This is a genomic window from Acinetobacter calcoaceticus (assembly GCF_900520355.1).
In the GTDB taxonomy this organism is placed as follows: Bacteria; Pseudomonadota; Gammaproteobacteria; order Pseudomonadales; family Moraxellaceae; genus Acinetobacter; species Acinetobacter calcoaceticus_C.
Genome location: NZ_LS999521.1, coordinates 481,290 through 494,619 on the forward strand (window position 1 = coordinate 481,290; position 13,330 = coordinate 494,619).

General features: G+C 39.3%; 9 protein-coding genes and 4 tRNA genes. 7 read left to right on the forward strand and 6 right to left on the reverse strand.

The window, feature by feature from the left end:
* Positions 1 to 25: 25 nt before the first annotated feature.
* A complete protein-coding gene (locus tag AC2117_RS02325; RefSeq protein ID WP_133971656.1) occupies positions 26 to 2,221 on the forward strand; it encodes a TRAP transporter large permease subunit in 2,196 nt (731 codons plus the stop codon).
* A gap of 164 nt (positions 2,222 to 2,385) precedes the next feature.
* On the opposite strand, the gene AC2117_RS02330 is transcribed toward AC2117_RS02325, so the two are convergent.
* From AC2117_RS02330 to rnr, 4 genes are all read right to left on the reverse strand, one after another.
* On the reverse strand, positions 2,386 to 2,811 hold the full coding sequence (locus AC2117_RS02330) for a hypothetical protein (protein ID WP_133971658.1): 426 nt from the start codon (positions 2,809 to 2,811) through the stop codon (positions 2,386 to 2,388).
* Between the two features lie 11 nt (positions 2,812 to 2,822).
* Positions 2,823 to 3,032 carry a YheV family putative zinc ribbon protein gene (locus tag AC2117_RS02335; RefSeq protein ID WP_133971660.1) on the reverse strand — a complete coding sequence of 70 codons (210 nt, stop codon included), beginning with the start codon at positions 3,030 to 3,032 and terminating at the stop codon, positions 2,823 to 2,825.
* Positions 3,033 to 3,072: 40 nt separating this feature from the next.
* Entirely contained in the window at positions 3,073 to 5,127 is a 2,055-nt protein-coding gene (locus AC2117_RS02340; protein WP_133971662.1) for a M3 family metallopeptidase, read from the reverse strand.
* A 135-nt stretch (positions 5,128 to 5,262) separates the two neighbouring features.
* Positions 5,263 to 7,680, reverse strand: a complete 2,418-nt coding sequence (rnr, locus tag AC2117_RS02345) for a ribonuclease R (RefSeq protein WP_197730969.1) — start codon at positions 7,678 to 7,680, stop codon at positions 5,263 to 5,265.
* A 261-nt stretch (positions 7,681 to 7,941) separates the two neighbouring features.
* Between rnr and AC2117_RS02350 the strand changes: the two genes are divergently transcribed.
* The 4 genes from AC2117_RS02350 (at position 7,942) to AC2117_RS02365 (ending at position 8,935) form a co-directional block, all read left to right on the forward strand.
* Positions 7,942 to 8,032 (forward strand) — tRNA-Ser (locus tag AC2117_RS02350).
* A gap of 9 nt (positions 8,033 to 8,041) precedes the next feature.
* A tRNA-Arg gene (locus AC2117_RS02355) sits at positions 8,042 to 8,118 on the forward strand.
* A gap of 39 nt (positions 8,119 to 8,157) precedes the next feature.
* Positions 8,158 to 8,234 (forward strand) — tRNA-Arg (locus AC2117_RS02360).
* Between the two features lie 107 nt (positions 8,235 to 8,341).
* Positions 8,342 to 8,935 carry an HAD-IB family hydrolase gene (locus AC2117_RS02365; RefSeq protein WP_133971666.1) on the forward strand — a complete coding sequence of 198 codons (594 nt, stop codon included), beginning with the start codon at positions 8,342 to 8,344 and terminating at the stop codon, positions 8,933 to 8,935.
* A 69-nt stretch (positions 8,936 to 9,004) separates the two neighbouring features.
* Here the strand turns inward: AC2117_RS02365 and AC2117_RS02370 are convergent, their stop codons facing one another.
* A complete protein-coding gene (locus AC2117_RS02370) occupies positions 9,005 to 11,134 on the reverse strand; it encodes a beta strand repeat-containing protein (protein ID WP_197730970.1) in 2,130 nt (709 codons plus the stop codon).
* Positions 11,135 to 11,714: 580 nt separating this feature from the next.
* Here AC2117_RS02370 and AC2117_RS02375 point away from each other — a divergent pair.
* Positions 11,715 to 11,791 (forward strand) — tRNA-Arg (locus AC2117_RS02375).
* A 117-nt stretch (positions 11,792 to 11,908) separates the two neighbouring features.
* Here AC2117_RS02375 and AC2117_RS02380 read toward each other — a convergent pair.
* Entirely contained in the window at positions 11,909 to 12,601 is a 693-nt protein-coding gene (locus AC2117_RS02380) for a nitroreductase family protein (RefSeq protein ID WP_133971668.1), read from the reverse strand.
* 222 nt (positions 12,602 to 12,823) lie between these two features.
* Between AC2117_RS02380 and AC2117_RS02385 the strand changes: the two genes are divergently transcribed.
* Entirely contained in the window at positions 12,824 to 13,321 is a 498-nt protein-coding gene (locus AC2117_RS02385) for a YcxB family protein (RefSeq protein WP_133971670.1), read from the forward strand.
* Positions 13,322 to 13,330: the final 9 nt, after the last annotated feature.

Below are 13,330 nucleotides of genomic sequence, written 5' to 3' on the forward strand. Positions count from 1 at the left end.
TTGAGAGAACAAAATTGGAATATTTATGCAAGAATATCAAGAAAAAAGATCTGGATTAGGTCTGTTGGGTTATATCTGGAACGAATGGATCTCAACATTTGTCATCCTCACTCTGCTATTAATGACTCTAATCATTGGTACTGGGGAAATGATCCACGGGCAATTATTACGTATCGGGGAGCGTCTTTATGGTGACCCTGCGGTAGGTATGCAATATTCATTTTTGCGTGCCGAACCTGAAAAGCCGACTTGTGATCGACATCCAAATATTGATGCTCAAGTAAAAGAACAAATGAAAGCGAATGCATCTGATGATTTCTCGAGTTTCTTTGGTGCAGCATCGGAAAGTGATGTCCGTGCATCACTACTCGCTGCGCAGCAACAATGTGACGAGAAATATCAGACATATGACAAGACGATTAAATATATCGAAGCTAACCCTGGGGTGCGTACTTACCGTGCTGTCGAAACAGGTTTCTTTGGTATTTTTAAATTTGGTACAGAGAATCGTGCCATTTTACTTATTTTTATGGTTTTGATTTCTGCGATTACGGCATCGTTAAAATTTCACCATATTGGCTTACGTAATCCGGCAACAAAAATAGATTACAAAGTCTATTCCATCTTTATGGTGATTGGTAATGCCTTACTCAGTACCTCTGTAATCAGTCAGTATCGTTCAGTTATTAATTCTGGGGTAATACCTACCTATGAAACAGTAACTATTTACTGGATATGGATGATTCTATTTGTTGTTCTGACTTTAATTAGTCTTTATCAACTATTTGTTTCACCACCAGCAAAGCGTGAAGGCGGTAATATTGGTTTAGCCTTATTAAGTGTGCCTTTATATGCTTACATGGCTTTGATTACGGGTATCGTATTTACATTCTTCATGGATTATCCAATGGGGCAAGGGATTTACCTTGGTTTATTGGTTGAGTTTTCAGGTATTTTCCTAAACCTTGCCTTGTTTATTTGGGCAGGTATGCTCCTAACTCAAACACGCGTTATGGATTTATTCCTTAATGTTCTCCGTCCATGGAATTTGGCACCAGAAACCCTAACATGGTTAATTCTAATTGCAGCTGCGGTACCAACGGCTTATACAGGCGCATCAGGTATCTTCGTTATTGCGGCAGGTGCGATTATTTATAAAGAAGTCTGGAATGCGGGTGCTCGCCGTCAATATGCATTGGCTGTATCCGCAATGTCAGGTTCTTTAGGGGTGGTGGTACGCCCATGTCTACTGGTCGTTTTAATTGCAATGCTTGATAGCCGTCATGTAACGTCTGATGAGTTATTTAGCCATGGTGTTTATGTATTTTGGTTAACAGCATTTATTTTCTTGGGTGTTTCATTACTACTGGCTGAAGAAAAATTCCGTGTGAATTCGCCGAAAGTTGCGATTCCGGGTATGTTACGTGCCTTTGTACCCGTGATTCCATACATTCTGATTACTGTTGTTGTTCTTGCAATCTATAAATATGCGCTAGACACAGGAATGAATGAATTTACTGCACCAGTAATTTTACCATTAGTCCTGATCGCAATGATCTTGTATGACAAATTGGTGTCTACAAAAGAAGCTCCTGCAATCAATATTCATGAAGCAATTGTTCGTGAACATGAACAAAAATCACCATTCTTGCAGTCACATGATCCGCATAGTTCTCAATTCCGTCTTGGTTTTGGTGGAGCACTTCGTTTTGCAACCTCAGAAACAGTCGGCCATATTGGTGCACTAATTATCTTGATGGCATTGTCTGCAAGTGTAGGTGGTTTAATTGAACGCTCTGAAGTGGTTGAATTATTGCCGACTCATTTAGGCAGTATTTATATATCTCTGGCGTGTATTGCACTATTGCTTGCCATTATTGGTATGTGTACAGATCCATTTGGTGCTGTAATTTTAGTTGCTGCAACTATTGCTCCTGTGGCATACGAAAATGGTATTCATCCAATCCACTTCTGGATGATTGTGTTGGTTGCATTCGAGTTTGGTTATGTAACGCCGCCAGTAGCCTTGAATCATCTCTTAACGCGGTTGTCCGTCGGAGATGATGAAGTTAATGCGGCGGATGCTGAAGCTAAGCAGAAATATACAAGTTTCTACTACCGTTATGAGCGTTGGTTATTACCAATTATTGTCTTGTTCTCATCATTGGTATTGGTTACTTATGTACCGTATGTGTTCAAGTTATTCGATTGGTATAAATAACTTAAATTAAAATATCTGTTATACAAAAAAGCCCTCCTAAATGAAGGGCTTTTTTAGTAATAGAATTCAATAAATTTAGAAAAAAAGATGACCGGAATTATTTTAGTTAAAATAAAAAAGCTAAAGATAGATAACTTTAGCTTTTTTAAGTTCCAATTGAAAAACTATTGCTGTTTGAGTTGAGCTTCAAGCAATTTAACTTGTTCTTCTTTGAGTTTCGTTAATTGATCTGCATCTGCATGCTGAGCTTTTAAAGTTGCTTCCTGATCTTTTAGCTGGCTATGGATGTCATCGAGTTTAGACAATTCTTCTTTAGCTAAAGACTCTTGAGCAGGTACAGGTTGTTTAAGCACATCTTCATTCACCAGTTGTTGGGAACTCGCAGCCTCTGCTACTGGTTCGGAACCTGATGATGGATCAGTGGTTTTAGCAGGTGCAGGTGTCGAAACAGGTTGAGGATCAACCATTGGTGCGGATGATTCGGTTTTTTTGAAAAACCATTGCGCAGCTAAAAAAAGCACTACAAGAATGCTTAAGCCCCCAATTAAAATCCACAATAGTTTTGAGTTTTGTTTTCTTTGTAGTGGCATCTCTAAGACCTTTAGTCAGGACGACGAGGCTTGAACTGTATTACTCCAACTTCATCAGGTACAGCGGGTGATTCAGGCTCATCAATATGAGTCGGACGATTTTCGCTATAACCGCATTCGATACATTCAATCCATTCGTCTTCAGCGGTGGTTAGCATGACAATCCGATCGGTTGCTTCACATTTTGGACATTTAGCCCCAGCAATGAAACGTTTTTTCATCTTTATCACCCTAACCACACGATCAATTTAGGCCCATAGTTTAAGCGGTTTTGCTGCCATTCGTCCAACCTTGATGACGTAACAATGCATCAATTTTTGGTTCACGACCACGGAAACTAACAAATGCTTCAAGAGCAGTGTCTTTACCACCTACAGCTAAAATAGCCTGACGGAATTCTTTACCTGTTTGAGTGTTGAAAATACCTTCGTGTTCAAAACGATCGAATGCATCACTCGCTAACACTTCTGCCCATTTGTAAGAGTAATAGCCAGCCGCATAACCACCAGCAAAAATATGACTAAAACTGTGTTGGAAGCGGTTGTATCCGACAGTAGGAACGACAGCATATTGGCTACGTATTTCGTTTAAAGTCTGCTGAATTTGCTCACTGTTCAGTGCTGGTGTTTTGGTGTGAATTGTTAAATCAAACAATGCAAATTCAAGCTGACGTAGAGTTTGCATGCCAGACTGGAAGAAACGAGCATTTAGTAAAGCATCAAGTAACTCTTGTGGTAAGGTTTGTTTACTCTCAATATGCTCACTTAATACATCTAGACTTTCTTTATCCCAAGACCAGAACTCCATGAATTGGCTTGGCAGCTCGACAGCATCCCAAGCAACGCCGTGAGTGCCTGCAACCGAGATATTATCTACTTCGGTTAACATATGATGTAAGCCATGTCCAAACTCATGGAATAAGGTAATGACTTCATCATGGGTGAGTAAAGCAGGCTGATTACCTACTGGAGGAGTGAAGTTACACACCATGTAGCAAATTGGCTTTTGTAGACCATGAACAGTTTGCATGCGTGAGCGGAACCCATTCATCCATGCACCACCACGTTTGCCTGTACGTGCATAGATGTCAAAGAAAAATCCACCAATCACTTGGCCTTGGTCTTCTAATTCAAAATAACGTGCATCTGGGTGCCAGACAGGTGCTTGTCGTTCGATGATGTTAATACCATATAAGCGCTGCACGATCTGGAATAATCCCTGAATGATTTTAGGTGCAGGGAAGTAAGGCTTTAATGCTTCTTGAGATAAGTTGAATTGTTGTTGTTTAAGCTTTTCAGAATAGTAAGTGCTATCCCAAGGTTGAAGTTCATCAACACCATCTTGTTTGGCAATATCTCGAAGTTCCGCAACCTCTTGAAGTGCAGGAGCACGGGCATGCTCAGCGAGATCAACTAAAAACTCATGAACTTTTTTTACATCTGGCGCCATCTTGCTTGCAAGAGAATATTCAGCATAGTTATTGAAACCGAGTAATTTCGCCATTTCCTGACGAAGGCTCAAAATTTCTTCCATAATTTTGCTGTTATCAAACTCAGTTTGTTCGGACTGATCAGATGCACGAGTGACATAGGCTCTGTAAAGCTCTTCACGCAATGAACGGTCATTTGCATAGGTCATGATTGCAAAGTAAGCGGGAAAGTCCAGAGTTGCTACAGCTTGGTCGAGTTCACGTTGTTTACCATACTGTCTTAATAGCTCAATATTACTTTCTGGAAGACCTTTTAGCTCAGCTTCTGTAAGGGGTTTAAAATAAGCCTGTGTCGCATCAAGTACGTGATTAGAAAAGTCAGAGGAAAGCTGTGAAAGACGAGCAGAAATATCTGCATAGCGTTTTTTCTCTTTGCCCTCTAAAGCCACACCAGAAAGTTTAAAATCACGTAAAGCGAGGCGAATAGCACTTTGTTGGGCTGGACTAAGAGACGTATAGCCCTGACCATCATTGAGATGCTGATAAGTTTGATAGAGCGCCGTGTGTTGACCAAGCTGAGTATAGTATTCGCTTAAGGCAGGTAATAACGATTGATAGACTTCTCGGGTTTCAGCATTGTTCATCACAGCATTTAAATGTGACAGGATGCCCCATGACTCACTCAAATTATTTTCAAGCGTATCAATTTGCTCAAGTACTGCAAGTTGTTGAGCTGTGTCTGTAGGTGCGGCTGTAAGGGTATTTAAAAACTCTTGTCCAGCTTGAATTGCTTGCTGGATGTCTTGTTTTAAACTTTCTAATTGAATTTGATCAAAACGCGGAGTTGGTAAAGTTGCTTGCTGTAAAGTCATTGCTGTTAGCCACATTATTTTTTAAACATAGTATTAGATGTAGGTCTTGTCAGGTAGGAAATCAAGTTTAATTTGCAAAATAAACGCTATAAGAAGAATTAAGCCCCACATTGGGGGCTTAATTTTAAGTGAGTACTATCATTTTTTGAGTTATTCAGCCTTCGATTTGGCGTTCGCTTTTTTCTTTTTCGGCTTGGCCTTTTTCTTTACTTTTTCTGGTTTACTCTCAGCTTTTGCTGAAGTTTTTTTACCAGATTTTTTTGTGTAAGAGCTAGGCTTGGCTTTTTCTTTCTTTTTTTGAACAGGCTTTTCTGCATCAGTACTGACAGTTGGTTTGCTGAAAACTTCTTCAGTTGCTTGTGGGGAAGTTTTGGTTGTGCGTGGAGCTCGGCTACGAACTACTCGGCCTGCATGTGTCACTTGATTAATAAGCTGGAAGTCAATCTTACGTTCTTCAAGATTTACACCAGCAACCTGAATTTTCACTTCATCGCCTAAACCAAAAACTTGACCTCTATTTTGGCCTACCAGATTTTGACTGGCTTGATCATAAATAAAGAAGTCATCACCGAGTTGGCTAATATGAATCATGCCATCGACATATAAGTCTTTCAGTGTCACGAACAAACCAAATTCAGTTACGGCACTTACAATACCAATGAATTCCTCGCCTAAATGCTGTTGCATATAGTGACATTTTAACCAAGTCGTTACACTACGAGATGCTTCATCTGCACGGCGTTCAGTTTTAGAGAAATGTTCACCAGCATCATCTAGTGCAGCGCCAGAGAGTGGAGAAGGTTTGTGTTTTAGATGAGCTTTAATGGCACGGTGTAACAATAGATCTGGATAGCGACGGATTGGCGAAGTAAAATGAGTATATGCTTCATAGGCCAAGCCATAGTGTCCTGCATTTTTGGCACCATAATAAGCTTGCATCATCGAACGTAATAAAACAGCATGAATACTTGGCGCATCTACACGGTCTTTAGTTGCTTCGATGACTCTTTGATAGTCTGCTTGAGTTGGCTGGTCTGGGAAGGGTAGACCCAACAATTTCACAAAGTCTTTTACTTTTTGGATACGTGAGAACTCAGGTGCTTCATGTACGCGATACAACATTGGAATATCATTTTCTAATGCATATTCAGCTGCAGCTACATTGGCAAGCAGCATGCATTCTTCAATAAGCTTATGTGCTTCATTACGGGTACGTGGCAAAATTTCTTTAATCCCGCCTAGCTCATCAAAAGTCATGTACGTTTCAATGGTTTCAAATTCCATTGCATGACGATCGGCACGTAAGTTTTTCAAAATTTGATAAAGCTGGAAAAGCGTATTTAAGGATTTATGAACATCGCGATCTTTTGGAATCGCATCTGTTGCACCTTCAAAATATTGTGCTACTTGGGTATAGGTCAAACGTGCTTTTGAGTGCATGACCGATGGATAAAACTCAAAGCCAGTTACACGGCCTGTACGAGAGAGTTTTAAGTCACATACCATACATAAGCGGTCTACATGCGGATTCAGAGAGCACAGACCATTTGATAAGGCCTCTGGCAGCATTGGTAATACAAAGTGAGGGAAGTAGACAGAAGTGCCACGTTCCTCAGCTTCTTCATTAAGTGCTGAGTCCAAGCGAACATAATGGCTTACATCTGCAATCGCGACTACAACACGATAGCCGCCGCCCGGACGTTTTTCTGCATAAACAGCATCGTCGAAATCGCGCGCGTCTTCACCATCAATCGTAACTAATGCTAAATCTCTTAAGTCAATACGACCTTCACGGTCTTGAGCAGATGGCTCTTTAAAACTTTCTGCTTCTTTTAATACCTGATCTGGAAACTCATATGGCAAACCAAATTCAAGAATGGTTTGTGGAATGATAATTTCTGTATCAGCTTTGTCCGCCATAGACTGAATAATATGAGCTGTAGCAAATTCTTCACGGGTCGGATAACTATCAATTGCAACACGTAGCATATCGCCAACATTCGCTTCAGCGTGTTTAACCAACTCTTTTTCTAATGGAATAGGCTGATGCTGATTAGGATTGTTGGGTTGAATAAAATATTCGCCATCATGAACTGACAATTTACCAATCATTTGTTTGACGCGGTGCTGTAGAACTTCTGTAATAAAGCCCCAAGGTTTACCTTTACGGTCTACCGAAGTCTGGCGTACTCTAACGCGGTCACCATTAAATACTAAACGTAATTCACGTTCAGGAAGTAGAAGGTCAGTTTGACCATCAATATGTGCTGTACCTAAACCTTTACTATTAATATAAACAGTTGCTTCATATGTTGGTTGATCTGCCACCAACTGAAATTTAAAACCGTCTTTCATGATTTGACCATCACGAACCATAGCACTTAAACGATGACTTAACGCTTCGATACTTTTTTGGTCATGAATATTAAAATGATCGACAAGCTCTGCATGAGATTGTGGTGTTTGTACCTGCTCCAATGTATCTAAAATGAGAGTACGGCTTGGAATAGGGTTGTCATAACGTTCAGCTTCAGCTTTCGCTTCAGGGTCAGCCCAGTTTTTTGTCATGTCGTTTGGTTTCACGCTTGGCAGATAAGTTTAGCATAAGCCATGCAGACCCGAACTGCACGTTTAGGTTTGCAATAATGTGTTATGCACTACAGTATTTTGATGAAGAAATAATATCTATCTTAACAAGCGTTTGATCGAAAAAGACGAAAATAATGAATAAATTGCTTAAAAAGTAATTCATTGAACTAAAAAATAAGAAAATTTCAGTATGATGACTTGATCAATGTGGTTTTAGTTTGTATTATGGCGGCTCGTTCCGGTGAGGTGGATGAGTGGCTGAAATCACTTCCCTGCTAAGGAAGCATACCTATTACTGGTATCGAGGGTTCGAATCCCTCTCTCACCGCCATTACTTAATGCGCTCATAGCTCAGCTGGATAGAGCACTTGGCTACGAACTAAGGGGTCGGGAGTTCGAATCTCTCTGAGCGCACCAAGTAAAATAGAACGAATCGCTGAAAGGCACACAAGTTACGCGCTCATAGCTCAGCTGGATAGAGCACTTGGCTACGAACTAAGGGGTCGGGAGTTCGAATCTCTCTGAGCGCACCAACTTGAAGAATTAACCGCTTTTATAGCGGTTTTTTTGTGCTTATTTTTTAGTAATTTTAATAAAATCTAAATTTATAACTTTTTAATTATATTAGAGATAATCATAAATGAATCTAGCTTTATTTGATTTTGATGGCACCATCACTCACAACGACACATTCAGCTTATTTCTTAAATTTTCATTGAACAGAAAAACTCAAATAGTCGGTGGTATTCGACTTGCGCCATATATAGCCGGCTATAAGCTTGGTTGGGTAACAGATAAAACTATTCGAACCAAGCTCTGCCAAGTTGGATATGTGGGCTATGACGCGAACTCCCTAAAAGATAGGGGACAAGAGTTTGCTAAAAAGGTGCTTCCTACATGTGTCCGTGAAAATGCTCTGGAGCGTATTCTCTGGCACAAACAGCAAGGTGATCAGATTGTTGTTGTATCTGCATCATTAGGCGTTTATTTAGAAAGTTGGTGCCATTCTTTAGGTTTAGATGTTATATGCAATCAACTTGAAATACATAATGGTATTTTAACAGGTCATTTTATTGATGGTGATTGTGGTTATTTAGAAAAAGTAAATAGAATAAAAAATAAATATGATTTAGCCCAATATTCTACAATTTATGCTTATGGTGATACGCCTAATGATTATGCAATGCTAGAGTTAGCACATAAAAAATATTATAGATGGCAAGAGATTGATTAGTATTAATTAATATTTAGAACTATATTAAAGCAGAAAGCCACTTTTATAAGTGGCTTTCTTTTGATGATATTAAACAGTATGGAAAGAATTATCTAAGAAGTTATCAGTAAGTAATGACTGAGGTACGATAGTGTGTGTTGTATTGGTTACGCTAGATACTGTAGAAGTTACTCCACCGAGTAAACTGCCGCCAGTTAATCCACCAAGTAAATTAGAAATGACATCTAAGCCACCTTGACCAGTTACACCACCAGTTAAGCTGCCCACGATATCTGTTACGATACCAATAGGGTTGTCGCCACCCACACCGCCGGTAACTCCTCCCGTTAAACCACCAAGAAGATCAGTTACTACACCAAGAGGGCTGTCACCGCCAACGCTACCAGTTGCACCACCAATAGTTCCTGTCACTCCGCCAAGGATTTCTGTTAATAAGCCTGTTGCAGTAGAGCCATTAGTAATAAGTGTACCCAGAATGCCAGTCGCTGATTCAGTTGCACCTTGAATATCACCACCGACTAAATCAGAAACCACTTCAAGAGCACCATTTACTGTGTCACGAGAAGTTTCGAAAGTTAATGTACCGAGGTCTGCAATTTCAGAAACAGGATGCTCCACTTGTGGAAGAATACCGATAATTGTATCTGCTACTGTATCAATACCAGTGTTGATAATTTCAGTTTTTAAGCTTTCGACACCTTGAAGAATATCAATACCGCCTTGAACTACGTCAATCACTGGAGAGATTGGAGACGTTCCACCACCGATACCGCCAGTTACGCCACCGATGATGTCGGTAATCACTTCAAGTGGGTTACCGTCCACACCACCAGTTACGCCACCGATAATGTCGGTAATCACTTCAAGTGGATTACCGTCAACACCGCCAGTTACGCCACCGATGATGTCAGTGATCACTTCAAGTGGATTACCGTCAACACCGCCAGTTACGCCACCGATGATGTCGGTAATCACTTCAAGTGGGTTACCATCAATACCGCCAGTTACGCCACCAATAATGTCAGTAATCACTTCAAGTGGATTACCACCAACGCCACCAGTTACCCCGCCAATAATGTCGGTTACTACGCCAAGAGGGCTATCACCACTGGTTACAGCGCCGATAATATTATTGATAATTCCTGTTGCATTTGTACCGTTGGTGATAAGTGTGTCGAGAATGCCAGTAGCAGATTCAGTTGCGCCTTGAATATCGCCACCGACTAAATCAGAAACAGTTTCAAGTGCGCCGTTTACTGTGTCGCGAGAAGTTTCGAAAGTTAATGTACCAAGATCTGCTAGGTCTGAAACAGGATGTTCAGTTTGTGGAAGGATGCTAATGATTGTGTCAGCAACAGTGTCGATACCTGTATTAATAATTTCAGTTTTTAAGCTTTCTACACCCTGAAGAATATCGATACCACCTTGAACAACATCAATAACTGGAGAGATTGGGGATGTGCCACCACCGATACCACCGGTTACGCCGCCGATAATGTCGGTAATCACTTCAAGCGGGTTGCCATCAACACCGCCAGTTACGCCACCAACAACATCTGTAACACTTCCAACAACACCAGTCACAATACCAGTAGCAGTCGTACCGTTGGTGATAAGCGTATCAACAATACCAGTCGCTGATTCAGTTGCTCCTTGGATGTCGCCACCAACCAAATCAGAAACAACTTCAAGAGCGCCATTTACTGTGTCGCGAGAAGTTTCAAAAGTTAATGTACCCAAGTCAGCAATTTCAGAAACTGGGTGCTCAGTTTGAGGAAGGACGCCGATAATAGCGTCGGCTACAGTTTCAATACCTGTGTTAATAATTTCAGTTTTGAGGCTTTCTACACCTTGAAGAATATCGATACCACCTTGAACAACATCAATAACAGGAGCGATTGGTGAGGTTCCAAGATCAATACCACCCGTTACGCTACCAATAATATTAGTGACAGTGTCAACAGGGCTTGTAGAACCGATACTACCCGTAACCGTACCAATAGCATCGGAAACAAGGCCAGTTGTGGTTGTTGTAATAGTATTTGTTACTGTAGATAGAGTGTCTGAAAGTAGGCCAGAGGTTGATATGTGACCATCAACCGAAGATCCACCAGTTACGTTAGTGTTCACCGATATAATATTACCTAAGTCTTGAGTAATATTTGATATCGAAGAAACAAGAGTTTTTAGTAAGAACATGTTGGTCTATTTCCTATATAATTATGTATTTTTAAGTAAGTATTATTTATTGCGCTACATAATTAATGAGATGCGTATCTCAATAATTGGAATTTAGTATTGGATAGATCTCAAAAGCTGTCAATGTGTATTTTTAGTCACATTTTTTAATATTAAATAATATTTAAACACATAGTAATTCATTGCATTTAGACGTAAAAATAATAATAATTTTTATATAATATTTTTTTGATTGCTTGTGTTTTTACTTACATTTTCACTTAATTAAAGCATTATATGAGGTAAATTTTACTTAGGTCTATAATGTTAAAGCTCAACTATAAATATTTTATTTCTATAATGTTGACTAAAATAGTCGACTTTAACTTGTAGTTGTATGGCTAAATACTTCAAAAAAACTATAAAACTTATTTGAAAAAAAATATTTCAAATACATCTTAAGTGAGAAAAACCTCAATAATTTTAGGTACTATTTTGTATAAACTAGAGCGCTGGCTAAGAACTAGACGGTTGATGACAGAAAGATGAAAAAAGGCTTCCTAAGCTTTAAAAACTGCGTATAATGCGCAACATCAAGTACGCGCTCATAGCTCAGCTGGATAGAGCACTTGGCTACGAACTAAGGGGTCGGGAGTTCGAATCTCTCTGAGCGCACCAACTTGAAGAATTAACCGCTAGATATAGCGGTTTTTTTTGTGCCTGAATTTTATGCTTTTTAATAAAAAACTGGCCGCTTATCGCAACCAGCTTTGAAAAGAATTAAAGGGGGAAAGATTAACCAAATGTTTTAAAGCGATGTTCATCTTCAATAAAAGCTTTTTCGCCTGCTTCGCCTTCGATTGAACCAAATACTAATTGAGCTCTTAATTTCCAATGCGTAGGAACATTGAAAGCAGCATTAATTTTCTCATCAATGATTGGATTATAGTGTTGCAATGAAGCACCAATGCCTTGTTCAGCCAGTACGTTCCATACTGCAAATTGTGCAATTGCTGTTGAATGCTCAGACCAGATTGGAAAGTTATCGGCATATAGCTCGAATTGCTCTTGTAGACCTTTAATCACATCTTGATCTTCAAAAAATAAAACTGTGCCTGCGCCTGCCGCAAAACTTTGAATTTTCTGTTTAGTTCCAGTCAGGGCTTCTGCCGGAATAATAGTTTTTAATACATCTAAAACTATATTCCAGAAATTTTGGTGTGATTGATCAAATAAAACTACAACGCGAGAAGATTGGGAGTTAAAAGCAGATGGGCTATGTTTTACAGCCTCTTGAATTAGTTTTTCAATTTCAGTAGGAGAGTGTTTTAAGTTTTTTCCTATTGAATAAATAGAACGGCGTTTTTTAATTAATTCTAAAAAGCTTGTTTCATTGGGAAGATTCGTCTCTTGAGTGGTTTGGATAACCACATCTTTTGAGACAGTTGCTTTTTGATTTAAGCCAAATAATTTTGCAAAAAAAGACATGAGACATTCCACTAAGAAGGTGATGCTCTTATTGTAGAAATTTTAAAAAGTGAAATAAGCCCAATAAATATGAATCTACGTTCCATATATGCAACGAAAAATATTTTTAATCTCGCTACTAAGGCTACTTTTGAGCAAAACAAAAAATAGCCTTTGATTCATTTTAAAGCTGAAATGAATATGCTCTAATAGTTCCGATTTATTGAGTATCGATGCAGTGCAATGACCGAGCAAAAAACAGCTTTATCTTTACGTTACTATTTGAATTTAGAAGAGTCACAAGATGGATTTTCATTAGTGACATTTGGGAAAAAACAATTTACCCGTTTTCTAACACCTGTGATTAGTATCGCAATTATTATTTGGGGACTTTATTTAGGTTTCTCTGGGGTTGGTCGATATTATGTTGGGCTAGGTATTTTTTTTCTGGTGATGCAAGGGCTGATGCGTTATTGGCTTTTACCGATGTTATTTAAACGTCAATTTGTTCGTTACCAGTTTGGAAAGAGTGAGCAGGGAATCGACCTCTATCAAGATTATTTTGAGCTTTATGCCAGCGGTCGTAAACAAGTGATGCAATATTCAGATGTGCAAACCTTTGCTAAAGGCAAGCTGACTTACATGCTTGAGCTAAAAAATAAAACTGTAATTATTGTGCCAAAGAGAGCCTTTGCACAGGTTTCAGATCAAACTATATTTGAAAATACATTTAAGAAATAAATTATTGGA